The organism is Streptomyces geranii, from assembly GCF_002954775.1.
GTDB classification, from domain to species: domain Bacteria; phylum Actinomycetota; class Actinomycetes; order Streptomycetales; family Streptomycetaceae; genus Streptomyces; species Streptomyces geranii.
In genome coordinates this window covers 449,726-474,126 of the sequence record NZ_PJME01000003.1, presented here as the reverse complement: position 1 = coordinate 474,126, position 24,401 = coordinate 449,726, and the positions used below count along the sequence as shown (strand labels likewise).

Sequence of the window (24,401 nt, the reverse complement as noted above, 5' to 3'; positions counted from 1 at the left end):
ACACCCACACCTCACTACCAGGAGACCGATGTCTTTCCGCACCACGGCAGCGTCCATCGCGGCGACCGGCTACGTCGAGGACGTCTCACCCGGCTCCGGGGCCCTTCCGCCCCGGGCCTGGTACGCGGCCTCGGACGCCGGTTCGCTGTCCCTGAACGGCAGTTGGCGGTTCCGGCTGTCGCCGACCGCCGACGGTGCGGACGACTCGTTCGCCGAGCCCGGATTCGACGCCGGGGGCTGGGCCGAGGTGACGGTCCCCGGGCACTGGGTCCTCCAGGGTGACGGGGCCTTCGGTTCGCCGATCTACACCAACGTCCTCTATCCGTTCCCGGTGGACCCGCCCCGGGTGCCGACCGAGAACCCGACCGGCGACCACCTGCACGTCTTCGACCTGCCGTCCGACTGGCCCGACCTGTCGGACGGCGGGGCGGTGCTGCGCTTCGACGGGGTGGAGTCCTGCGCCCGCGTGTGGCTGAACGGCACCGAGATCGGCGAGTTCAAGGGCTCCCGGCTGGCCCACGAGTTCGCGGTCGGGCAGCTGCTCAAGCCCAGCGGCAACGTCCTCGCCGTCCGGGTCCACCAGTGGTCGGCGGGCTCGTACCTGGAGGACCAGGACCAGTGGTGGCTGCCGGGCATCTTCCGTGACGTCACGCTGCTGCACCGCCCGGCGGGCAGCGTCGGCGACTTCTTCGTGCACGCCTCGTACGACCACACGGCCGGTACGGGCACGCTCCGCGTGGACTCCGAGGTCGAGGGCCGGGTCACCGTCCCCGAGCTGGACATCGATGTCAGGACCGGCGAACCGGTGACGGTCACGGTCGAGCCGTGGACCGCCGAGACACCCCGCCTCTACGACGGTGTGCTGGTCACGGCCGGTGAGCGGGTGCCGTTGCGCATCGGCTTCCGGACCGTCGAGCTGGCCGACGGGCTGATCAAGGTCAACGGGAAGGCGATCCTCTTCAAGGGCGCCAACCGGCACGAGTGGCACCCCGAGAAGGGGCGCGCGCTGGACCTGGAGACCATGCGGGCCGACGTCCTGCTGATGAAGCGGCACAACCTGAACGCGGTCCGCACCTCGCACTACCCGCCGCACCCGGCCTTCCTCGACCTGTGCGACGAGTACGGCCTGTGGGTCATCGACGAGTGCGACCTGGAGACCCACGGCTTCACCGAGCAGAACTGGCGCGACAACCCCGTCGACGACGACCGCTGGACCCCGGCCCTCCTGGACCGCGCGTCCCGGATGGTCGAGCGCGACAAGAACCACCCCTCCGTCGTCATCTGGTCGCTGGGCAACGAGGCCGGCACCGGGCGCGGCCTGACCGCCATGTCCGAGTGGATCCACGGCCGCGACAGCTCGCGTCTCGTGCACTACGAGGGCGACTGGGACTGCCGCGACACCGACATGTACTCCCGGATGTACGCCGACCACGCGGAGACCGAGCGCATCGGGCTCGGCCTGGACGGCGGTACGCAGAAGCGGCGCGGGCTCCCCTTCATCCTCTGCGAGTACGGGCACGCCATGGGCAACGGCCCCGGTGGCATCGCCGACTACCAGCGGATCTTCGAGGCCCACGACCGCACCCAGGGCGGCTTCATCTGGGAGTGGATCGACCACGGCATCAAGGACGAGCGGTTCGGCTACGCCTACGGCGGCGACTTCGGCGAGGAGCTGCACGACGGCAACTTCGTCTGCGACGGGCTGATCTTCCCGGACCGGACGCCGTCCCCCGGGCTCGTCGAGTTCAAGAAGGTCATCGAGCCGGTCCGGATCGAGGGCGACGGCACGGCCGGGACCGTGCGGATCACCAACGCGTACGACTTCGCCGACCTGTCCGCGCTGACCTTCGAGTGGTCGTTCCAGGTGGACGGCAGGACGGTCAGGTCGGGTCCGCTCCCCGTGCCCGCGCTCGCCCCCGGCGAGTCGGCGGAGGTGAAGCTGCCGCAGCCGCCCGTGGACGGCGCGGGCGGCTCGGGCGGCGAGACCCAGTGGACGGTCCGGGCGCTGCTGGCGGACGCGACCGCGTGGGGGAAGAAGGACCATGAGGTGGCCTGGGGGCAACTCCCGGTCAGCGGGCGGGTACCGGCGTCCGTCGCCGCCACCGACCGCCCGACGGCGAGCGAGAAGCTCATCTACCTCGGCCCCGCCTCCTTCGACGCCCGCACCGGCGCGCTGCGGACGATCGGCAGCCGTGACGTCAGGGATCTGCGCCTCGACGTGTGGCGGGCCCCCACCGACAACGACGACGGCGCGGCCTGGCAGCCGGACGAGCGCTACGGCATGCTCTGGCGCAAGCTGGGCCTGCACCGCATGCGACACCGCCTGGATTCGGTGGAGTCGGGCGACAACGCGCTGACGGTACGGACCCGGGTGGCGCCCGCCGCGGCCGAGGTGGGCCTGAACACGGTGTACCGCTGGACGTCCGACGGCGAGCGGCTGAAGCTGACCGTGTCCGTCGACCCCGAGGGCGACTGGACGCTGCCGCTGCCGAGGCTCGGCATCCGGCTGAGGCTGTCGGAGGCGGACCGGGTGACCTGGTTCGGCGGTGGACCCGGCGAGGGCTACCCGGACACCAAGTCGGCATCCATGCTGGGCCGTTGGGAGTCCACCGTCGACGAACTCCAGACCCCCTACGTCCGTCCGCAGGAGAACGGCGCCCGTGCCGACGTCCGTTGGGCGGAGATCGGCGGGCTGCGGTTCGACGGCGACCCGGAGTTCTGGTTCACGGCCCGCCGCTGGACGACCGAACAGCTCGACGCCGCCCAGCACCTCACCGACCTGACGCCCGGCACTGCATCCGACAGCGGCTCCGCCGCGGGGGTGTGGGTCAACCTCGACCACGGCCAGCAGGGCATCGGCTCGCAGTCCTGCGGTCCGGGCACGCTTCCGCAGTACCTGCTGCGGGTTCAGCCCGCTGAATTCTCCGTTGTCTTCTCGGCGGTGAATGACTAAGGATGTTACCGGTCACACGGCCGTCCGGCTCCCCAGCCGGACGGCCGTGTTCGTGCGTGGCAAGCTCCCGGAGGTTCCCTGAGTGAGCGGTTCCATAGAGGTCCGGGGGCTGTCCCGCACCTTCCACACCACCGTGCGCCGTCCCGGTTTCACCGGTGCGCTGCGCTCCCTCGTCCAACCGGAGCGGGTCGCGAAGGACGCCGTCTCCGACATCACCTTCGACGTGGCGCCGGGTGAACTCCTGGCCCTGCTCGGCCCGAACGGCGCCGGCAAGTCGACGACCATCAAGATGCTCACCGGCATCCTCACCCCCACCTCCGGCGAGGCACGCGTCGCCGGTGTGGTGCCCTACCTGGAGCGGGAGCGCAACGCCCGCAACATCGGCGCGGTGTTCGGCCAGCGCACCCAGCTCTGGTGGGACCTGCCGGTGCGCGAGTCGTTCTCGATCCTCCGGGACATCTACGAGATACCGAAGCCCGAACACGACGTACGGCTGCGGGAGTTCGACGACATCCTGCAGCTGTCCACCTTCTGGGACACCCGCGTACGGCACCTCTCACTGGGCCAGCGGGTGCGCTGCGACCTGGCGGCGGCGCTGCTGCACGACCCGCCGGTGGTGTTCCTCGACGAGCCCACGATCGGCATGGACGTGGTGGTGAAGGAACAGGTACGGGAGTTCCTGCGCCACCAGGTCGAGGAACGCGGCCGGACGGTGCTGCTGACCACGCACGACATGACGGAGGTCGAGCGGCTCGCCGAGCGGGTCGTCCTCGTCAACCACGGCCGGCTGGTCCTCGACGGCACGCTGGACGAGATCAAGAAGCGGTTCGGCTCGACCTGGCAGGTCAGGGCGACTCTGGCGGACCCGCACGCGGAGGTCGAGGCGCTCCCGGGCATCGAACTGCTCCGCCGTGAGGGCCCCCAGGTGGTCTTCGGCCCCGACGACGGACCGGACGCCCCGACGGTCCACCAGGCGCTCAAGCGGGTCATCGAGCGGTACGAGGTGACGGACATCGCCCTCGACGAGGCCGACCTGGAGGACGTGATGCGGGCCGCGTACATCCAGGCCGAGGCGCCGACGGCGCACGAGGGCGGCTGACATGGCCGTCCTGCACGCCTGGCGGGCCACCAGGGTCACCCCCCTCGGTGAGCTGTACGCCCCGCCCCGGATGACCGCCGCCCTGGTCCGGCTGACCGTCCAGGTGGTCCTGGTCGCGTCCCTGTGGAACGGCCTCTACCAGCAGACCGGCACGACGGCCGGGATCAACCGCGAGCAGGCGGTGACGTACGCCGTGATGGCCGTACTCGCCTCCCGGCTGCGGGAGTTGGACCAGTACGCGGGCCGCGACACCGTGCTCCAGCACATGCACTTCGGCACGATCGTGTACTGGTACCTGCGCCCGCTGCCGCCCCAGCGCTACTACGCGCTGCGCGCGCTCGGCGAGCAACTGTACGGCTTCGCCTGGGCGTTGACGGGGTACGTCGTCTGCCTGGCCGTCGGCGTGGTCCAGCCGCCCGAATCTGCCGCCGTGGCAGGGGTGTTCGCGCTGAGCCTGCTGCTGGGCCAGCTGGTCCTCTACTACGTCATGCTGATCATCGACCAGTTGTGCTTCTGGACGCTGCGCAACGGCGCCGCGATGCTCATCCTGGTCTTCGCGCAGAACCTCCTCTCCGGGGTGTACGCGCCCCTGTGGTTCTTCCCGGACTGGTTCATCACGCTCAGCTCCTTCCTGCCCTTCCAGGCCACGCTGAGCGTGCCGCTGTCGCTGTACGTGGGGCGCGTCCCGCTCTCGGACGCCCCCTTCCAACTCGCCGTCCAGGCCGGCTGGATCCTCCTGCTGGCCCTGTTCACCCGGTTCCTGTGGAGCCGGGCCGCCCGCCGCGTGATCTCCCAGGGAGGCTGAGACCGTGAACGCCGTACGTATCGCGTGGCGCATCACGCGCCTCAACTTCCGTGCCCAGCTGGAGTACCGCTCCGAGTTCCTGATGATGATCGCGATCGGCGCCGTCTGGCAGGTCTCGGTGATCGTCTTCGCCACGGTGCTGCTGACCCGGTTCACCGGGATGGGCGGCTGGGACAGCTCGGAGGTACTGCTGATCCCGGCGACCCGGATGCTGGCGCACGGCATCTTCGTGTTGTTCCTCGGGCGGATGCACGGCATCGGAAAGATCATCCAGGAGGGGATGATCGACACCTATCTGGTCCGCCCGATGCCGGTGTACCGCCAGGTCCAGCTGTCCGTCTTCCCCACCAACGCCATCGGCGACCTGACGGTGGCCGTGGGCCTGATGATCGGCGCGCTGTCCCGCAGCGACCTGGACTGGACGGCGGGCCGGATCACGTACCTCGTGCTCTGCGTCCTCGGCGGCATGCTCCTGGAGGCGGCCCTGTTCACGGCGGTGGCCTGCGCCTCGCTGCGCTTCCCGGCGGCCGACTACTGGGGCCGCTGGCTGGAGGAACTGCTCGGCACGTTCGGCAGCTACCCCCTGAACGTCCTCCCGAGGGCGGTGAGCGGCCTGCTCACCTTCGGCCTGCCGCTGGCGTTCGTCGCGTACTTCCCGGCGGCGGTACTGACCGGCCACGGCGACGACACGGGAGTGCCGTACTGGCTGGCGGCGGCGTCGCCGCTGCTGGGGCTGGTGGCGTTTGTGGGGGCGCGGTGGCTCTGGCGGTGGAGTCTGGGGCATTACACGGGGGTCAACGGATGACCTTCGTTCACTGTGCACGTGCCGGTCGCCCGCCTCGCAGTTCGCGCGCCGACTGTCCGTAGGCCGCTTTCAGCGCGCGGGCCAGGTGCCGAGGGTCGTGGATGCCCCAGCGGGCGGCCACGGCGGCGGCCGTACGCCTGTCGTGGGCGGGGTCCAGCAGGTCGCGGCGGATCCGGCCCAGGCGTTCGTGGCGGAGCCAGGCCGCGAAGGGCTCGCCGGAGCGCTGGAAGAGGCGGTGCAGCTGGCGTACGGAGACGCCGTGCGCGGCGGCGACCGAGTCGGCGCACAGCGACGGGTCGGAGATGTTCGCCAGGGCGTAGACACGGATGCGGTCCACCAGGGCCGTCTCCGTGTCCGTCCGGCCGGGTGCCGTCTCGGTGAACGCCGCGACGAGCAGGGCCGTCAGGGCGTCGCCGACCTGGGCGCGCGCCGGTCCGGCCAGTTCGTCGAGATGGCCGCCGAGGCCTTGCAGGAACGCGGCGAGCACCGCCTGCGCTCCCGTGCCGGTCGGCAGCCGCCGGGCCGACTGCCGGGTCACCGCGTCGGCATGGCGGCCGAGTTCGGCGCGCGGGATGCCGACGGCCATGACGTCGCAGCCGTCGGCGACCGCGAGCCGGTAGGGCCGCGTCATGTCGAGGACCACGAAGTCCCCGCCGTACGCACGGGACTGCCGCCCTCCCTGGTCCACGGCCGCGGGCACGGGCGAGCGGTGCAGGGTCACCTTCAGCAGCTCGGGGTCGGTGGACGTGATGGCCCTGGCCGTACGGGCCACCAGATGGCCGGAGCCCCTGATCCGCGCCACCGCCGCGCGTCCCACGGCAGCCGCGTCGATGTCGGCGCGGAACCCGGCCGCGCCCGGCGCGGTCACCGCGAGCGGTGCGAGGATCGAGGACGCGGCGGTCTCCAACTGCCCCACGGTGGCACCGCGTACGTGCAACGCGCCCAACTCGCCTAACTCACCTGCCGCGCCGTCACACACGGGCCGCCCTCTCCTCGTCGTCTCCGTGACGTAAACGACGTTCGGCCGGTTCCGTGGCGCGGAACGGCGACTTCGCGGGCGGGAATCGGCGACTCAGCCGGGCCGTGCGTGCGTAGCGTGTGACACGGGGGAGCGGATGTCGGCTGGAACCCTCACCACAGTTCCAGCCGACTCCCTCGGCCCGGAGGCCCTCTCAGTGATCGGCGCAGCAGGGTGTCGGGTCGGGCACCTCGAACGGCACCAGGGTGCCCCCGACGGCGGGCATGGCGGCGAGGACGAGTTCGTCGCCGCCATGCCATTGGGGGCGTACGTGACTACGTGTCACCAGGGTTTGTTCTGCGGGTGGTTGTCCCGGGGCGCCCAGCACCGTCACCCGGTCGATCGCGCTCCTGGCCACCAACTCCCCCACCGTCAAAGTCCCGTTGAGCGAGTCGGCGCCCGGGTACACGACCGCGCGGCCCACCAGGTCGGGGACCCCGGGCGTCACCTCGTACCCCTGCCGTCGGAGCTGCTCCTCGGCGGTGCGCAGGAGCGACTCCGACGGCACGGTGAACGACAGCGCGACCCGGGGGCGGTCACCGCGGATCAGGTGGGTGCAGCCGAACGTGCCCTCGGGGAGGGCCAGTTCGGTCGCAATGGTCAGGAGGAGGTGGTCGGCCGTGCTGAGGGCCGACACCTCGGTGTCGGCCCAGAGGGCGTACGGCGTCACGAAGGGAGCACCCATACCGGGTTCGTGTAGAACCACAGGTCGCGCCACGGGTCCGCGTCGCCGACGATGTCGATGGCCGGGCCTGCCGGGTCGACCGTCGCGCCCAGCGAACCCACGGCCGAGCGGTTGCCGTCGCTGCCGCGCAGGCGGACGTACAGCGGGCGGTCGACGCGTCCGAGGTCGTAGGTGAGGCGGAGCGTGCCGGTGGTCTGGTTCACCTCGTACGTCTTGACGACCCTGGCCGTCGGGGCCGTGAAGGTGTCGCGGTCCGCGACCGGGCCGGTGACATCGCCCTGGATGACGTCCACCTTTGCCAACTTCGGCTGGAATCCGGCCCAGTTGGGGCCGCCCGCCGGGGTCACGTCCACCGTGAGCGTGACCTTCGTGCCTCGCTTCACGTGCAGGGCGCCGCCCAGCGTGCTCCAGCGGCCACCGCCCGAGAGCCGGACGTCGAGGCCGTCGATCAACTGGCCGTGGTCCACCCAGATGCGGCCGGCGCGGATGCCGTCCATGACGGCCGCGTAGGAGAAGCCGTCCGCGCCGACGTGGGTGCGGCTGTACTGGCCGGGCCAGTAGTCGCCCTGGGTGATGTCGATCTTGCCGCCGTAGATCGGGTCCTCGTAGCGGCCGTTGGTCTCGAAGCTGCCGCCCGGGCCGCGTACGGCGGTGTCCGCGTAGACCTGGTGGGAGTCGGAGTTGGCGGTGATCCACCAGGGCTTGCCCTCGGCGAGCAGGCTGTCCCACAGGCCGCCGACGGTGGCCGTCATCCAGTCGAAGCCGCCCCAGGTGCGGTAACTCTCCAACGGGTAACCGGCGAACGAGTTGGCGCTCGGGTTGTTGTCGTAGATGCCCCGGGCGCGGCCCATGCCGAGGGGCGCGGGCAGTCCTGCGGCCTGGTGGCCGGGGGCGCCCTCGAAGCCGACGGCGATCTGGTGGCTCGCCGGGCTCGCGTCGCGCCAGGCGCGGATCTCGTGCGGGGAGTCGACTCCGCGCCGCGCGGGGTGGTTGGCGAGCATCAGCGCGTCCTTGACCTTGCGCCGCTTCACCTGGTCGGAGAGGAAGGCGAGGCCCGCGATGGCGAGCGCCTCGTTGGCCGGTGTGGAGTCGGAGGCTCCCTTCACGCTGCCGTCGTAGTCGGTCTCGAACTGCTTGAGGACGGACACCTCGTTGTTGCCGGGGTGCACGAACACCGTGGCGTGCTCGGCGCCCGGGATGTTCCACTCCAGGCCCTGGAAGACGAGGGTGTCCTCGTACGCGGCGCGGGCCGCCCTGATGTCCGGATTGACCTTGTCCACACCGATCTTGGCGTGCGTGGTGGAGCCGTGGTCGGTGATGACCAGCCAGTCCATGCCGTGCTTGGCGCCCTGGCGGACCTGGTCGACGACGCGGTACTTGCCGTCGCTGCTGTACTGCGTGTGGATGTGGTGGTCGCCGGTCAGCCACCGGAAGCCGTCTCTGCGGCGGCCGTTGGTGGCTGCCTGCGCGGGAGCCGCGGCGGCCGGGGTGACGACGCTCGCTGCCGCGAGGCCCGCGCCCAGCAGGCCCGCGCCGCGCAACAGCGTGCGGCGCGACCGCTGTTCGGGGTTCAGTGCCTCGTCGGGCACGGAGGTGTCGAGGGCCGCGGGCAGTGCCGTACCGCCCTCGTCGGTGTGGGCGTGGGTGTGAACGTGCGGGTGATGGTGGTGGTGATGGCCGCTGTTTCCGTGCGAGTGCCCATGCCCCATGGCTGCGCCTCCTCAGTCACGCGGCACCCGTAGTGCGCCGCCTGAGGAGAATCCGTGTGAAACATGAACCTTGCCCGACCGGCGGGTGATCGCCGGACGACCCGGACGCGGCAGATCGCCTCAGCGCTCACTGTTCCCCCAAGAGACCTTGTCCACCACACTGTTGGCCGTTGAACCTGAGCACTGCTCATCTACCGTCCCCATGGAGACACCCCCCTCATGAGAAGACTCATCGGCACCCTGGTCGCCGGCGCGCTGGCGGTCGCCGGTCTCGCCGCGACGACCGCGCCCGTCGCGCAGGCCGCCGCTCCCGCTTCGGGCTCCTTCAACGTCCTCACGTACAACGTCGCGGGCCTGCCCGGGCTGATCAGCTCGGGCAACCCGGAGGTGAACACCCCGCTGATCTCACCGCGGTTGGGCGCCTACGACATCGTCAACGTGCAGGAGGACTTCAACTACCACGCGGCGCTGTACGCGAACGACAACCACGCGAACCGCACGGCGACCAGTGGCGGAGTGCCGTTCGGCGACGGGCTCAACACCCTCTCGGACTACACGTTCCAGGACTTCGAGCGGGTGAAGTGGAACAACTGCACCGGCACCAACTGCCTTACGCCGAAGGGCTTCTCGCTGGCCCGGATACGGCTCGCCGAGGGTGTCTACGTGGACGTGTACAACGCCCACCCCAACGCGGACGACACCGCCGAGGCGCACGCCGCCCGGCGGGCCAACATCTCGCAGCTGTCCGCGTTCATCCAGGCCAACTCGGCGGGCAACGCGGTGATCGTCGCGGGTGACACGAACACGCGGTACACGCGGGCGGGCGACAACATCCGCACGCTCGTGGCGGACAACGGCCTGACGGACGCGTGGGTCCAGCTGGTGAAGGGCGGGGTGCAGCCGACGCAGGGCGCTGACGCGCTGCTCTGCCCGACGACCGCGCCGACGAACAACTGCGAGGTCGTCGACAAGATCTTCTACCGTGGCAGCAAGCTCGTGAACCTCTCGGCGACGCGCTACAACAACGAGTGGGCGTCGTTCCTGGACTCGGCGGGCGGCAACCTCTCGGACCACTTCCCGCACACGGTCGACTTCTCCTGGGCGCTGCCCTCCAACCTGCGTGCCAGCGACTTCATCGGCGGCCCGCACGGCACGGCCTTCAACGACTCCGACAACCTCCCGGCGACGCCCTCGCCCCGCACCCTCACCCTGCGCGGCGGCTCCCGCCTGGACGCGGTGTCCCTGACGCTCGACGGCGGCACGGCCCTCACCCACGGCGGCACGGGCGGTACGGCCACCTCGCTCACCCTGGCGTCCGGCGAGCACCTCACCTCGGTGAAGCTGACGCAGGGTCAGAAGGACGGCAGGACAAGGATCTTCTCGGCGGCGTTCACCACCGACAGGTCCCGCACCCTGACCTCCGGCACGGCCACGTCGGACACGGCGACGTTCACGGCGCCGTCGGGCTGGCAGATCGTGGGCTTCACGGGCCGCTCGGGGAGCGAGATCGACAAGCTGGGCGTGGTGTACGCGCCGATCGCCTGACGCCCGGTCAACTCCCTGCATTACTAGCTCTGTTGTGCGGGCGGACACCTTTCCGGTGCCCGCCCGCACTACTGTCCAGACTCCGTATGTATCTCCGTCCGGACCTCCGTACGGAAAATCGTTGCACCCTGAAGCTTCCCAGCCGGTAACTTCGGCGGGATGAGTGATCACTACGACGTGCGCGGCTCCGGCCCCGTCCTCCTCATCCTCCCTGGCGGCGCCGGACATCCCATGGGCCTCGACGACTTCACCGGCCGCCTCGCGGAACGCTTCACCGTGGTGACGTACGACCATCTCGGCCTCGCCCATGGTCAACTCGGCAAGCCCGTCGAGGAACAGCGCGTCGAGTGGTGGAGCGACGGCGCGGCCCGGGTGCTGGACGCGGTGCTGCCCGAGGGCGAGTCCGCGTACGTGTTCGGCACCAGCTCCGGCTCGATCGTCGCCCTCGACCTGGCGTCCCGGCACCCGGGGCGGCTGCGGCACGTGGTCGCGCACGAGGCGCCGGTGGTGGCGGTGCTGCCGGACGCCGAGCGGCAGCGGGCGATGTTCACCGAGGTGTACGAGGCCTACCGCGCCCGGGGCCTCGACGCCGCGTCGGCGCGCATGGTGGCGGGACTTGAGGAACGCCCGCCCACGGCGGAGGAGCAACGAAAGCTGACGGACCCGGCGGCCCAATCCCCCTCCCCCGCCGACGACTTGGCGACCCCGATGGCCGTCTTCCTCACCGGCGTCCTGCTCCCGTTCACCTCGTACGCCCCCGACCTCGCCGCCCTGTCCGGCCCCTCGCCCCGGCTCACGGTCGCCGTGGGCATCGACTCGGCCGGCCAACTCCCGCACCGCACGGCCACGTTCCTCGCCCGGCGGACGGGGAGCGCCGCCCGGCAGTTTCCCGGCGGGCACCTCGGGGCGCTCACGCATCCGGCGGAGTTCGCGGCACGGCTCACGGAGACGCTGGTTCCGGTCGGCTGATCCGGTCCGGTGTCGTGACGACGCCGTGGCGCTGGTGCCCGAGGGCCACGACCTCTTCGTACGAGGGTGCCTCGCCCTCCGGTACCCGCCCGGCCCGGATGTCGGTGAGCGCCGCGACGGCAGCGCCGAGGGCCCGCCGGTAGAGGAGCGAACCGAGGCTGACCCGGCGTACGCCCAGGTCGCCGAGTCGGGCGACGGTCGGACCGGTGGGCGAGTAGAGGATGTTGAGCGGGACGTCGAGGTGCCTCACCAGCGTGGCGATCCGCTCCGGGTCGGTCAGCCCCGGGACGAACACCCCGTCGGCGCCCGCCTGTTGGTAGGCGTCGAGACGGGCCAGGGTGTCCCGGAGCGGGGCGGGGGACCTGCGGTCGCCGAGCCAGTGGGTGTCGGTGCGGGCGTTGACGAAGAGGCCCGGGGCGGCTGCTTTCACGGCGGCGATCTTCGCGGCGTGCAGACGCGTCGGCCCGAGGCCGCCCTCGGAGTCGCCGTCCTCCAGGTTGATGCCGACGGCGCCGACGACGGAGAGTTCCCGTGCGAACTCCCCCACCCGGTAAGGGTCTTCGCTGAAGCCGCCCTCGGCGTCGACCGACAGCAGGAAGTCCTCCGTGCCCAGGTTCAGGGCGAGTTGGAGGGTCTGGTCGCGGGTGGCCGCCGTACCGTCGGGCAGTCCGACGGCCGCGGCGACACCGAGACTCGTGGTGCCGATCGCGGGAAAGCCCTGCCCGGCGAGGGCGACGGCAGAGGCGTGGTCCCAGGCGTTGGGGAGCAGGAGGGGCTCGTCGCGGTGGTGGAGGGCGGCGAAGGCGGAGACCGGGCCTGAGGAGGGCATGCCGCCACGGTAGGGGCACGACCGTTCGGCGCCCGCCGAACCGTACCCGCACCGCTGCGAAGAACCTGTCCGGTCCGTCCTCGGAATACCCGTCCGTACCGGCGGCAACCTTTCTCCGACCCCCGGCAACAGACAGGTATGACTTCAGCACCACTCCCCCGCACCCCCTCCGCCCACCGCCGCACCCACGCGGCCCGCAAGCCCCTGATCGGTGGGCTCGCGGCGGTCGGGCTGCTCGCCGGCGCCTGGTACGCGACCGCCGGGGCGGCGACGACGCCCGCGGCGCCCACGCTCGCCGTCACGACCACCTCCGTGACGCTGCCGGCCAAGTTCCCGTATCTGTCCGCCGGTTACAACAACACCCGTGAGTGGACGCGTACGGCGACCGCGGTCGCGCCCAACGGCACGATGCGGGTCGCCTGGCCGGCCTCGGACGGTGTGCATGTGACCCCGCTGACCTCGGCCGGCAAGCGTGCGGGCGGTGACGCGATCGTCAAGGGTGCCAAGGAGGTCGGCGGGCTCGTCGCGCACGACGACGGGTTCGCGCTGCTCACCCGGGTCGCCGACACCAACAAGTGGAAGGAGACTGCGGCGGCGCTCGTCCGCTTCTCGCAGGGCAAGGAGGCCTGGCGCACCAAGCTCACCGGCACCGCGTCCAACGACACCTCGCCGACCCTGGACGGCCAGCTCACGTGGAACGGCACCAAGTACGGCGCCTACTTCGTCGTCCACGGCGCGGGCGGCTTCGCCGACGGCCACTTCGGCGACAAGTTGTCGTATCTGAGTGCCAAGGGCGCGAAGCTCAGCGGCGGTTGGGGCTGGGGCTGTTCCCACAACGAGGGCATCGCCCTGCATGCCGAGACCACCGGCGACTTCACCTCCCTCTGCTTCGACGACTGGCGTTCGGGCCTGTTCGTGTCGACGGGCATCGGCGCCCCCGACAACGCCCCGGTCGTGCAGCGCGAGCAGTGCTGGGCGGGCTACTGCGGCGGTACGTACGCGGGCCGCACCGGCGACCTGGTGAAGTCGTCCACCGGCCGCTACGCCACCGCGTACGGCTCGCGCGGCTCGGCCTCCGCCGCGAAGAACCCCGACGACTCCAGCGGCCGGGGCTGGACGGTCAAGCCGAGGTGGAGCACCCACCAGGCCGCGATCTCCTTCCTCAAGAACCGCAACTCCCCTGCGGGCAAGGCCATCTACCTGACGAACTCGCCGGGCACCGAACACGTCAACGTCCGCGTGGCCCCGTACGGCAAGGACCGGCTGCTGGTCTCCTGGGAGTCGCTGAAGAACGCCAAGTGCGCGAGCGGCACCTGCACCGGCACGTTCACGGGCACGCATCTGCGGCTGATCGACTGGAACGGCGTCTACAAGACGGCCGACAAAGTCGTGCAGGCACGCATCACGGGCGACATAGCGGTCCTCAAGGACGGCTCCCTGACCTGGGCATACACCCCGGTGACCCCGTCGTACGCGACCGCGCTCAACGGAACGTCCCCGACCACCGCCACGCTACGGATCGCCCGGCTGACCCCCTGAACCGGCCGCCCCGACAGCGCATGAGGCGTCTCGACCCGCGAAACTCGATCGCCGGACGGCCGCGTACCGCAGAGCATGACCGCCATGGTGGACACCTCTCTGTACGCGGCCTTCCTCGCCGCCGCCCTCGCCCTCTGCGTCGCCCCCGGCCCCGACATGATGTTCATCGTGGCCATGGGCGGACGTGGCGGCCCGGTCACCGGAGTGCTGGCCGCGCTGGGAGTCGCGGCCGGTGCGCTGGTGCACGCGTTGTCGGCCGCGCTCGGCCTGTCGGCGCTCTTCACGACCCTGCCGGTGCTGTACCACGTGCTGCGCTGGCTGGGCGCCGCCTATCTCCTCTACCTCGCGGTCAAGGCGTTCCGCGACCGTTCACCCCTGGTGACCGGGGAGAACACCCCGGCCGACCCCTCGGAGCCGGGCCGGCGGCGAGCCTTCTGGCAGGGCGCGGTCACCAATCTCCTCAACCCCAAGGTGATCCTGTTCAACGTGGCGTTCCTGCCGCAGTTCGTGAACCCGGCTCTGGGGCACGTGAGTTGGCAGCTGCTGCTGCTCGGCCTGACGCTGGTCCTGATGGGCCTCGCCGTCGACTCCTCGGTCGGGCTGCTCTCCGGCCGTCTCTCGTCGGCGCTGCGCGGCAGCCGCCGTATCGCCCGCGGCCTCAACATCTTCAGCGGCACGGTCTTCACGGGCCTCGCCGTACGGCTGGTCGCGGCACCCGAGTAGGCGGACGGCGGCGGGATAGAACCTGGAGCGCCCCGGTTCCGGTCGGGACGCTCCAGGGGTTTTCGGGCGGGCGGGTGGTGGGCCTAGCGCACCGCGCCTCGTGGAATCAGCCGCTGCGCCACCAGCTCGTCGCGCACCAACTCCGCGTACGCCGTGGCCCCTTGGACGGACGTGTGCGTGTTGTCGCGCTTCTCGTTGTAGAGGTACAGCGCCTTGGAACCCTCCACGCCGAGGGACTCCACCAGCGCCTTCGTCTTCGCGGTCAGGTCGATCAGCGGTACGCCCTGTGCCGCCGCGACCGCGCGGATCACCGCCGGGTGGTCGACGCCGAGTCCGTTGACCAGCAGGGCGGTTCCGTTGTTCAGGGTGCCGTCGGCGTTGAACCAGCGGCGCACGATCGGAGTCACCAGTACCGGTTTCCCCCCTCGCTCGCGAATACCCGCGACGAGCGTCTCCAGGTTCGCGCGGTACGTCGGCTCGTCCGTCTGCTTGTCGTTGTGGGCGAGTTGGACGAGCACCAGGTCGCCGGGGCGGATCAGCGGCTGAACCGTCGGGAAGAGCGCGGAGTTGGCGAGGTAGGTGACCGTACTCTCCCCGGAATCCGCGTAGTTGGCGACGGACAGGCCCTTGCGGAGGTACTGCGGGAGGCGTTGGCCCCAGCCGGTGTACGGGTCGCCGGGCTGGTCGCAGACCGTCGAGTCGCCGACGAGGAAGATCTGCCGGGTGTGGCGGCCCGCCGGGGTCACCCGGATGTCCGCCAGGGCCGGCGCCGAGCCGCCGAGCACCAGGTCGAGGCCGGGGGTGCCCGCGGGGCCGGTCGGTTCGCCCTCCGGCGTACGGACGTCGACCGTGAAGCTGCGGGACACCCGCTCACCGGCCGCCGTCACCGTCTCCGGGAGCAGCGCGCGCCGGGTCTCGCCGGTGACGGACGTACTGGCGGCGGACTCGCCGCCGAGCAGCACCCGTACGTCGTAGGTGCCGGGCGCGACGTCGAAGTGGCAGGCGGTGGCTGTGCAGTTGGCGATGCCCAGGGCGCGTGGGCCGTGCCCGGGGCGCTCATGGGCCGCCGCGGGCACGGCCGACAGGGTCGCGGCGGTGCTCAGGGCCACCGCTGCCAGCACGGCACGGTTGAAACGTCTCATCGCGACTCCCACGGCAGTCCTCCGGCACTCGACAAGGCCCAGCGGCAGGACCGTACATCGTCCGACAAGCGCTTTCTAGATGCGTGCACGATTTCACACAACTGCCAACTTCCTTACAACGAAAGCCCTTTCGCGAAAACGATTCAACTGTCACGCTTCCGAACACCCCCACACATACCCGCAGACCTCCGAAGGAGGCACCCCCACATGTCCGCACCCCGCGACAGACATCTCGGCCGCCGTGCGCTCGTCCTCGGCGCCACGGCCACCGCCGCCGGACTCGCCCTCCCCGGCACCGCGCAGGCGGCGACCTTCGGCTACACCGACGACGGCACGAACTACGTCATCGACACCGGCGCCAACCTGGTCTTCAAGGTCCGCAAGTCCAACGGCGACCTGTCCTCGCTGGTCTACCGGGGCACCGAGTACCAGGGCTACGGCGGCAACAACTCGCACATCGAGTCCGGCCTCGGCACCTCCACCGTGACCATCGCGCAGTCCGGTTCGACGATCCTGGTCAGCGTCACGTACGGCACGCTGAAGCACTACTACGCGGCCCGCAGCGGCGAGAACAACGTCTACATCTGGACCAACAAGGCCGACACCTCGGTCTCGGCGACCCGGTTCATCCTGCGCGTGAAGGCGGGCCTGTTCCTCAACGACGAGCCGGATTCCTACACTTACGCGCCGACCACCATCGAGGCCTCGGACGTCTTCGCGAAGTCCGACGGCCAGACCCGCTCGAAGCACTACTCGAAGCTGCGGGTCATGGACTACAACTACGTCGGCTGGACGACCGGCAGCGTCGGCCTGTACGTGGTCCGCTCCAACCACGAGAAGGCCTCCGGCGGCCCCTTCTACCGCTCCCTCCTGCGTCACCAGAGCGCGGACGGCGGCGGGTTGTACGAGATCCTGTACTACGGCCAGAACCAGACCGAGGAGCAGCGCTTCGGGCTCCAGGGCCCGTACGTCATCGCCCTCACGGACGGCGGCACACCCTCCTCGTCGCTGTTCCCGGGGACGCTCACCACCTCGTGGGCGGACTCGCTCGGCATCTCCGGTTACGTCGCCTCGGGCGGCCGGGGCCGGGTCGCGGGCGTCGGGATCACCGGGCGGAACACGGCGTACGCGTACACGGTCGGGATCGCCAACTCGGCGGCGCAGTACTGGGCTTCGGCCCGTGCGTCGGACGGCTACTTCTCCATCACGGGCGCCCTGCCGGGGACGTACACGCTGACGGTCTTCAAGGGCGAACTGGCGGTGTACACCACGTCGGTGACGGTCACGGCCGGTGGCACGACCACGCTCAACTCGATCGCGATCCCGTCCACGAACGACCCGAGCAACGCGAGCGCGATCTGGCGGATCAACGACTGGAACGGCACGCCGAGCGGCTTCAAGAACGCCGACCTGATGACGTACGCGCATCCGTCGGACGTCCGGGCCGCCGCCTGGACCGGCAACGTGGTGATCGGCAGCGGCACGGAGACGTCCGGCTTCCCCTGCTACATCTGGAAGGACGTCAACAGCGGTCTGCTGGTGTACTTCAAGCTGACGGCCGCGCAGGCCGCCGCCGCGCACACCCTGCGCATCGGCGTGACGACGGCGTACGCGAACGGCCGTCCGCAGGTGGTCGTCAACGACACCTGGACGTCGGCGATCCCGTCCCCGCCCACCCAGCCGAACACCCGGTCGCTGACCAACGGGTCCTACCGGGGCAACAACAACACGTTCACGTACAGCGTGCCGGCGAGCGCCTGGCTCACGGACACCGGTCAGTACAACGTGCTGAAGATCAACGTGGTGAGCGGGTCGGGGACGACCTCCTATCTCAGTGCGGGTACGGCGATCGACGCGCTGGACCTGCTGACCTAGCATCGACCTGACGGTTCATCATGTTCCGCGCGTCCACTGCTGGTTGGTCGCTCCGCTGCACGTGTAGGTGATGATCGCGGCGGAGTTGGCGGTGGACGCGCCGTTCACGTCCAGGCACTCACCGGTGGCGCGGGCCACGATGTTCACGTACGAGCCCGAGGTGACCACCGACCACTGCTGGGTGGTCGCGCTGCCGCAGTTCTCCTGACTGACCGTGGAGGCGTTCTCCTGGAGGCACAGGGAGCTGCCGCGGCCGACCAACTGGTAGTAGCCGGTGCCGAGATCCTTGAACCACCACTTCTGGTTGGTGCCGCTGTTGCAGGTGTACTGGGTGATCGTGACCCCCTGCCACAGGGACTGGTTGGGGACGTCCGCGCACTTGGAACTGTTGCGCGCGATCAGCGTGTTGTACGTGGCGCTGGTGCCGGTGACCGTCCCCGCCGTCGCGTCGACACCGATCTGCGGGTACCAGGACATGGACATCGTGGTGGAGGTCGGGAAGGTCAACGGCAGCCACACATAACGCGAGTCGGTGACGACGCCGCCGAAGGAGTTGCCCCAGCGGTCGCCCATGTAGAGGTACGAGGTGCCCGAAGTCCCCTGGACGGGGAGAACGTAGGCGGTCTGCGAGTTGTACGTCGTGGAGTCGCCGACGTTCGCCATCGAGGTCCATGGACCGGCGAGAGAGGTGGCGGTGGCGTACTGCTGCTGGTTGGCGCTCCAGCCGGTGGCGCCCGAGGTCAGCATGAAGTAGACGCTGCCCCGCTTGAAGAGGGCCGGTGCCTCGCGGTGGCCGCCCGCCCAGGGGTTGGCGACCAGGCTGTCGATGGCCGTGTAGGCGGAGTTGAGCCGGTAGATGTGCAGGTCGTAGTTCTCGTTGGCGGCCGAGACCATGTAGCCGGTGCCGTCCGTGTCGACGAACGTCGTGATGTCACGGGACATGTAGGTGCCGAACGGGCGGAAGCTGCCCTGGTAGGTGTAGGTGCCGTCGACCGTGTCGGCGACGGCGACGGCCGCGCGGGCCTCGCTGTAGTCGGTGCCGTTCTCCTTGTGCATCCACATCACGAACTTGCCGGTGGACGCGTTGTAGACGACCTTCGGCCGCTCGATGTAGGCGGTGCCCAGCTCCGAGGCACTGGACTGGGTCAGGACGCGGTTCCTGAACTCCCAGTTCTTCAGGTCGGTCGAGCGGTAGGCGTTCACGGACCGGAAGGTGTTGTCGGAGTTCCGGTCCTCGCCGAACCAGTAGTAGTAGGACCCGACCTTGATGACACCGCCGCCGTGGGCGTGCAGGGCGGCTCCCGAAGTGTCCGTGAACTGGACGCCGTTGGGGATGGTCAGGGTGGCGGCCTGGGCCGGACCCGCGGTGACCAGGGCGCCGGCGAGAGCCAGGCAGAGGGCGAGCAGTACCGCATACACACGTCTCATGACGCAACCTCCGTGTCCGTGGCGGTGTCCGCCACCGGTATGCCGAAGTCCGGTGTGCCGTCGCTGTGCCAGCCGAGTCGCTGCACCCGGGTGTGCCGGTTGGGATCGTTCAGCGGATCGCCGACGATCTCCTTGTACTGCCGTGCGTGGTAGACGAGGACGTCGGTGCGGCCGTCCTCGGCGACGGTGAAGCAGTTGTGGCCGGGGCCGTACTGCTCGGTGGTGTCGTTGCTGGTGAAGACGGGGGTCGGGGACTTGGTCCAGTTGGCCGGGTCCATGAGGTCGGCGCGGGCGTCGATGGTCAGCAGGCCCATGCAGTAGTTGAAGTCGGTGGCGCTGGCCGAGTACGACATGAAGATCCGGCCGTTGCGCTTGATGAACGACGGCCCCTCGTTGACCCGGTAGCCGATGCGCTCCCAGTCGAACTCGGGCGTCGTGAGCCTGACCTGAGGACCCGTCAGGGTCAGCGGGTCGGCCATCTTCGAGAGCCAGACGGCGGTGTTGTTGTCCATGCCGGGCTCGTGCTGGGCCCAGGCGAGGTAGCGGGAGCCGCGGTGGGTGAAGGTGGTGGCGTCGAGGGAGAAGGTCTCCCAGGCGGTTCTCAGTTGCCCGCGCTCGACCCAGGTCCCGGTGAACGGGTCGCGGCCCGCGTTCTCCAGGACCCAGATGCGGATGTCCCAGACGGCCTCGGCGGGCGCGGAGGCGAAGTAGACGTACCACTTGCCGTCGATGTGGTGGATCTCCGGCGCCCAGATGTGCGCGCCCATGGCCCCCGTGGCGTGCTTGCGCCAGATGACGGACTCGTCGGCGGTGGCGATGCCCCGGATGGTGCGGGAGCGGCGCAGGATGATGCGGTCGTACTCGGGGGCGGTGGCCGTGAAGTAGTAACGGCCGTCGGTGTGGCGGTGGATGTGGGGGTCGGCGCGGTTGCGGACGAGGGGGTTGATGTAGGGGGCGGTGGGAGCGCAGGGGGCGGCGGCAGGGGTGGTGCCAGGGGTGGCGGCGTGCGCGATGCCCGGGACGGTGGTCAGGGCGCCTGCGGCGAGGGCGCCCTTGAGGAGGGTTCTGCGGGTGGAGGGGGACGGGACTTCGTGTTCGGAGGGATGGTGGGCGCGGCTCATGCGGGCTGCCTCTCGGTGGTGGGGCGCGAGACGTCGGCGTGTGGATTTGTGTCCGTGTGTGGGGGGTGACACGAGAAACGTTCGTAATAGCGAACAAGATCTGTCATTCCGATCGCCGAAAAGGTAAGCGTGTGTTACGGGAAGGTCAACGGGTCGGGAGAGACCAAATCGGCCGGGCAACTTTCTGTTATCGCCTGGGAGTCCCGAGCGTCTCCGTCCCGTGCACAGCCACTCCCCCACCACCAGCCCCGCCCGCAGGTCGACGACCGCCGCCGCGGCCCTCGCGATGACCGCCCTGTTGCTCGGTGCCCCGCCCGCTTCGGCGGCCGGTGCCCGGGACATCACCGCCGACGTGCTCGCCGACCGGGACGTCACCCTCACCGGCGACTCGGTGGTGACCGTGCCCGCCGGGACGACGACGTACGGCGGTGTCCTGCGCGGCGAGGGCACGCTCACCGTGCGCGGCGCGGGGACCCTGATCCTCACGAAGGACAGCGACTTCACGCTGCCCCGGTCCCGGCAGGGCCAGCGGGTGAGCATCCCCGGCGGCAACCATCCGTACGTCACGGTGACGAACCCCGACCCGCCGGCGGTGACGGTGGAACGGGGAGCCACGCTGCAGTACGGCGACGGCGGCGCGACGGGCCTGATCGGCCACTTCCCTTACAACACACCGGCGTTCAGGCTGAACCAGGACAACATCAAGGTCGACGGGACCCTGCGGCTGTCGCTGACGAGCGCGTACAACCTGGGCACGATCAGCGGCGGCGGACTGGTGACCCAGCCCAGGTTCCTCTGGGGCACCTGGGACCTGTCGGGCACGCACGCCTTCTCCGGAGTGATCGACAACGGCACGCAGGTGAACGCGGGGCGGCCGGAGTTCGCGACGTCGCTCCCCCGGGTGCGCAAGGTGCTGAACCAGGGCACCTGGACGGTGGACACGCCGCTCGGCCAGACGGTCACGATGGGGATGGACTTCTACCAGCGCGAGTACGGCAGCGACATCAACGTCCAGTCCCGGCCGGGCTCGAAGGTGGTCCTGACGGGCCAGTACAGCTGGTCGGACCGGGGCGGCGACACGAATCCTTCGCTCAGCGACCCCGCCCTCAACTGGACGCCGGCCCGCAAGAACGTCAACAAGCGGGGCACCAACATCAAGGGCGCGAACGTCCAGTGGGGCGACGGCACGACGAACAAGATCTTCATGCCGGGTACGGCCGAGACGGTGTACATCAACCTCCTTGCGGCTAGGTCGCGTTCACTGCTGACGTTCGACTACGACGGCCCGGTGACGCTGGGCGCCCCGATCGGCGGGGGCCGGTTCCACGACACCCTGTCCGCGCCCGGCGCCGGGGACGTCGTGATCAAGGGGACGCGGGGCAACGACGTCACGTTCGCGGCGGTGCAGTACTACGACGGTTCGACGACGGTCGAGAAGGGCGCGGTGCTGAGGCTGGGCAGCGGGAAGGCGGGCGGCGACGGCGGGCTGTACACGAAGGGTTCGCTCTACAAGGTCGTGAACAACGGCTCGTTGGTGGTGCGGAACACGAGCAGGGCGGTGACGTTGTCGCGGGTGAGCGGCAGCGGGTCGTTCACCCAGTCGGGCGCCGCGACGACGACGCTGACGGGCGGCGGGGTGACGTACGGCGGGACGACGACGGTCACGAAGGGGACGCTGGCGCTGAGGGGCGGGGCAACTCTGGCCCGCAGCAGGGCGATTCGCCTGACTTCGGCGGGAGCGAGGCTGGACGTGGGCTCGACGGGCCTGCGCGTGGGGACGACGCTCACGGGTTCGGGGACGGTGAAGGGCTCGGTGACCAACGAGGGTGTCGTGGCGGGCGGTCTGACGGTGACCGGAGGCTACACGCAGACAGCCAAGGGCGAACTCGTCTGGCGGGGCGGCCCGTTGAAGGTGACCGGGCCGGTGCGCCTGGCGGGCGGGCTGGACCTGTCGGCGGCGGGAGCGACAGCAGGCGTCGGCCGAACCATGACGGTACTGAACCACACCGGACGGGCGAAGACGACGGGCGTGTTCAGCGGTCTGAAGGAGGGCACGGCGCTGAAGCTCGGCACGAAGACGTACCGGATCAGCTACCGGGGCGGCGACGGCAACGACGTGGTCCTCACGGCTGCGGCCAAGAGCGCGTCACCGAAGGCGAGTTCGGGAGCACAGGCAGGTTCGTCGACGGGATCGGACTCGGCGACGACGACCGGCGCGAACACCAACTCGGCCCCGGCGGCGGCAACTTCGGGACTCGGCTGGTGGCCGTACGCGATGGCGGTCGGACTGCTGGCGGGACTGATGATTCCGGCTACGCGGAGGGTGCGGTGGCAGGGGAGCGGGCGGCGTCGGGGCGGGCGGCATGCGTCCCAGGGCTGATGCGGACCTGCTCGCGCCGGGCTGATTCCGGGCGAGCGGGGCTGGCGAGTGGGGCTGACGGTGCCGACTCGGTTCCGGTTCCCGCTTGCGGGACCTGTCGGTGCCGGGCCTCGCTCCGGATACTGGGCGCATGGAATTCGCCGTCTTCATGACCCTGCCCGGGCTGGTCATCCTGCTGACCGCCCTGGCCTTCACGGACCAGCTGCTGCTGCGGGCCGGGCGGGCCGGAGTACTGCCCTGGCGCAACAGCGCCAGACAGGGCCAGATATCGGCAACCGGCTTCGAGCAACTGCACGCCACCTTCTCCCCCGGCAAGCAGAACGAACTCAAGGAACGGCAGTCGGCCCTGATCATGCGCGACGACGAGGAGGACGGGGCGCCACCGAATCGGACGACGGTGGATCTGGAGGGCGGGGTGGCGGTCGTCCGGATGAGCCGACCTCCAGAGACCCTTCCGGCAACCGGCCGCCGACTGCCGCCACCGCACGGCTCGGCCTGCTGATACGGCTTCCCGACGGCACCGGGGACACGGCAGGACGCCGGGACCCGATGTCAGGGGTCCGGCACCTGGGAGCTGACGCTCGCGGAGCCGGAACCCACGCCCCCCTTGCCTCCGCAAGGAAACCCCCGTTACCTTGCGGCAAGATCTCTGGCCAGGTAGACGGTGCGGCGCGGCGCATCGGTGTTCGGCAGGCGGAACAGGACATCGGGTGACAGGTCATCGGGCCGACGGTCGGGGCAAGGAGCGGCAGGACGCTCAGCACGGGCTGCTGACCAGTGTCGCCGCCGAGGCCGGCGTCTCGCTCAGTACCGTGTCCAAGGTCGTGCACCGGCGCCGGGACGTCGGGGCCGCGACCCGGGTCCGGGTCGAGGAGCTGCTGGACCGGTACGGCTACGTCCGGCTCTGGGAGCGGGATCCCGCGACGCCCCGGCAGATCATCGTCGTCTTCCGCGATCTGTCCGGGCCGTACACCCTGGAGGTCGTCCGGGGCATCGTGGACGCCGCCGGTGAGCTGGGCATCGACGTGGTCACGGGGACGACCGGCCGGCGGTCGATCTCCGCCTGGCTGGAGGAGTGCGTCGCGCTCGGCGCCGCGGGCATCGTGATCGTGATCTCGATGCTGGCCGAGGACGACCAGCGGCGGATCGTCGAGCAGCGCCTGCCCGTCGTGCTGATCGACCCGCTCAGCGCCCCCTCGGAGGACATCCCCAGCATCGGCGTGACCAACTGGAGCGGCGCCCGCGAGGCCGTACAGCACCTGCTGGAGCTGGGGCACCGCCGGATCGGCATGGTCGCGGGCCGCTCGCACTCCCTGGCCGGCGCGGCCCGCCTGCACGGCTACCGGGCCGCGCTGGACGAGGCCGGGATCGGCTACGACCCGGCGATCGTGCGCTCCACCGACTTCGACTACGCCGAGGCCCTCACGGCGAGCCTGCAGATCCTGCGCGGCGACGATCCGCCGACCGCCCTCTTCGCGGCCAGCGACGCCCAGGCGCTCGGCGTGCTGGAGGCCGCCCGGCAGCGCGGGCTGGCCGTGCCCGAGGACCTGTCGGTCATGTCCTTCGACGACACGCTGGTCGCGGCCATGGCCTGCCCGCCGCTGAGCGCGGTGCGTCAGCCGTTCGAGGAGCTGGGGCGGGAGGCAACCCGGGTCCTCATGGACCTCGCCGAGGGCCGCCCGCCCGCCTCCGCCCGTATCGAACTGGCCACGGAACTGGTGCTGCGGACCTCGACCTCCGTTCACCGCAGAGTCAATACCGCGTAACCCGCCGTCG

The 24,401-nt window shown here is 70.4% G+C and carries 19 protein-coding genes; 12 read left to right on the top strand and 7 right to left on the bottom strand.

From position 1 onward, the window contains the following. Nucleotides 1–28: 28 nt before the first annotated feature. From CW359_RS06975 to CW359_RS06960, 4 genes are all read left to right on the top strand, one after another. Nucleotides 29–2,953 carry a glycoside hydrolase family 2 TIM barrel-domain containing protein gene (locus CW359_RS06975; protein WP_105968872.1) on the top strand — a complete coding sequence of 975 codons (2,925 nt, stop codon included), beginning with the start codon at nt 29–31 and terminating at the stop codon, nt 2,951–2,953. A gap of 82 nt (nt 2,954–3,035) precedes the next feature. Further along, nucleotides 3,036–4,052: an ABC transporter ATP-binding protein gene (locus tag CW359_RS06970; protein WP_105968871.1), complete on the top strand. Its 1,017-nt coding sequence runs from the start codon at nt 3,036–3,038 to the stop codon at nt 4,050–4,052. A gap of 1 nt (nt 4,053) precedes the next feature. Beyond that, nucleotides 4,054–4,857, top strand: a complete 804-nt coding sequence (locus CW359_RS06965) for an ABC transporter permease (protein ID WP_105968870.1) — start codon at nt 4,054–4,056, stop codon at nt 4,855–4,857. 4 nt (nt 4,858–4,861) lie between these two features. Then, nucleotides 4,862–5,662 (top strand): ABC transporter permease, encoded by an 801-nt coding sequence (locus tag CW359_RS06960; protein ID WP_105968869.1) that lies wholly within the window; start codon nt 4,862–4,864, stop codon nt 5,660–5,662. Between the two features lie 7 nt (nt 5,663–5,669). Here the strand turns inward: CW359_RS06960 and CW359_RS06955 are convergent, their stop codons facing one another. From CW359_RS06955 to CW359_RS06945, 3 genes are all read right to left on the bottom strand, one after another. Next, nucleotides 5,670–6,608, bottom strand: a complete 939-nt coding sequence (locus CW359_RS06955) for an AraC-like ligand-binding domain-containing protein (protein ID WP_232838257.1) — start codon at nt 6,606–6,608, stop codon at nt 5,670–5,672. A gap of 226 nt (nt 6,609–6,834) precedes the next feature. Beyond that, entirely contained in the window at nt 6,835–7,365 is a 531-nt protein-coding gene (locus CW359_RS06950; RefSeq protein ID WP_105968868.1) for a hypothetical protein, read from the bottom strand. Beyond that, nucleotides 7,347–9,074, bottom strand: a complete 1,728-nt coding sequence (locus CW359_RS06945; protein ID WP_105968867.1) for a PHP domain-containing protein — start codon at nt 9,072–9,074, stop codon at nt 7,347–7,349. Before CW359_RS06945 ends, CW359_RS06950 begins: the two co-directional genes overlap by 19 nt. A gap of 219 nt (nt 9,075–9,293) precedes the next feature. Here CW359_RS06945 and CW359_RS06940 point away from each other — a divergent pair, with 219 nt between their 5' ends. After that, nucleotides 9,294–10,619: a jacalin-like lectin gene (locus tag CW359_RS06940; RefSeq protein WP_105968866.1), complete on the top strand. Its 1,326-nt coding sequence runs from the start codon at nt 9,294–9,296 to the stop codon at nt 10,617–10,619. Between the two features lie 159 nt (nt 10,620–10,778). After that, entirely contained in the window at nt 10,779–11,588 is an 810-nt protein-coding gene (locus tag CW359_RS06935; protein ID WP_105968865.1) for an alpha/beta fold hydrolase, read from the top strand. Here CW359_RS06935 and CW359_RS06930 read toward each other — a convergent pair. Then, nucleotides 11,560–12,417 (bottom strand): isocitrate lyase/PEP mutase family protein, encoded by an 858-nt coding sequence (locus tag CW359_RS06930; protein WP_105968864.1) that lies wholly within the window; start codon nt 12,415–12,417, stop codon nt 11,560–11,562. The genes CW359_RS06935 and CW359_RS06930 overlap by 29 nt on opposite strands. Nucleotides 12,418–12,555: 138 nt before the next feature. Here CW359_RS06930 and CW359_RS06925 point away from each other — a divergent pair, with 138 nt between their 5' ends. Together CW359_RS06925 and CW359_RS06920 are read left to right on the top strand one after the other, a co-directional pair. Next, on the top strand, nt 12,556–13,956 hold the full coding sequence (locus tag CW359_RS06925; protein WP_105968863.1) for a hypothetical protein: 1,401 nt from the start codon (nt 12,556–12,558) through the stop codon (nt 13,954–13,956). 84 nt (nt 13,957–14,040) lie between these two features. After that, nucleotides 14,041–14,679 (top strand): LysE family translocator, encoded by a 639-nt coding sequence (locus CW359_RS06920; protein ID WP_105968912.1) that lies wholly within the window; start codon nt 14,041–14,043, stop codon nt 14,677–14,679. A gap of 83 nt (nt 14,680–14,762) precedes the next feature. On the opposite strand, the gene CW359_RS06915 is transcribed toward CW359_RS06920, so the two are convergent. Continuing rightward, the gene (locus tag CW359_RS06915; RefSeq protein WP_105968911.1) at nt 14,763–15,821 is read right to left on the bottom strand and encodes a rhamnogalacturonan acetylesterase; all 1,059 of its coding nucleotides are present in this window, start codon (nt 15,819–15,821) and stop codon (nt 14,763–14,765) included. Nucleotides 15,822–16,028: 207 nt separating this feature from the next. On the opposite strand from CW359_RS06915, the gene CW359_RS06910 reads away from it, so the two are divergent. Then, nucleotides 16,029–17,696, top strand: a complete 1,668-nt coding sequence (locus CW359_RS06910) for a rhamnogalacturonan lyase B N-terminal domain-containing protein (protein WP_105968862.1) — start codon at nt 16,029–16,031, stop codon at nt 17,694–17,696. An 18-nt stretch (nt 17,697–17,714) separates the two neighbouring features. Here CW359_RS06910 and CW359_RS06905 read toward each other — a convergent pair whose 3' ends face one another. Next, nucleotides 17,715–19,124 (bottom strand): RICIN domain-containing protein, encoded by a 1,410-nt coding sequence (locus tag CW359_RS06905; protein WP_105968861.1) that lies wholly within the window; start codon nt 19,122–19,124, stop codon nt 17,715–17,717. After that, nucleotides 19,121–20,245 carry a family 43 glycosylhydrolase gene (locus CW359_RS06900; RefSeq protein WP_105968860.1) on the bottom strand — a complete coding sequence of 375 codons (1,125 nt, stop codon included), beginning with the start codon at nt 20,243–20,245 and terminating at the stop codon, nt 19,121–19,123. Before CW359_RS06900 ends, CW359_RS06905 begins: the two co-directional genes overlap by 4 nt. A gap of 286 nt (nt 20,246–20,531) precedes the next feature. On the opposite strand from CW359_RS06900, the gene CW359_RS06895 reads away from it, so the two are divergent. From CW359_RS06895 to CW359_RS06885, 3 genes are all read left to right on the top strand, one after another. Beyond that, nucleotides 20,532–22,625: an autotransporter gene (locus tag CW359_RS06895; protein ID WP_105968910.1), complete on the top strand. Its 2,094-nt coding sequence runs from the start codon at nt 20,532–20,534 to the stop codon at nt 22,623–22,625. Between the two features lie 130 nt (nt 22,626–22,755). Then, a complete protein-coding gene (locus CW359_RS06890; RefSeq protein ID WP_105968859.1) occupies nt 22,756–23,127 on the top strand; it encodes a DUF6191 domain-containing protein in 372 nt (123 codons plus the stop codon). A gap of 208 nt (nt 23,128–23,335) precedes the next feature. Beyond that, a complete protein-coding gene (locus CW359_RS06885) occupies nt 23,336–24,391 on the top strand; it encodes a LacI family DNA-binding transcriptional regulator (protein WP_105968858.1) in 1,056 nt (351 codons plus the stop codon). The last annotated feature ends 10 nt before the right edge of the window (nt 24,392–24,401 follow it).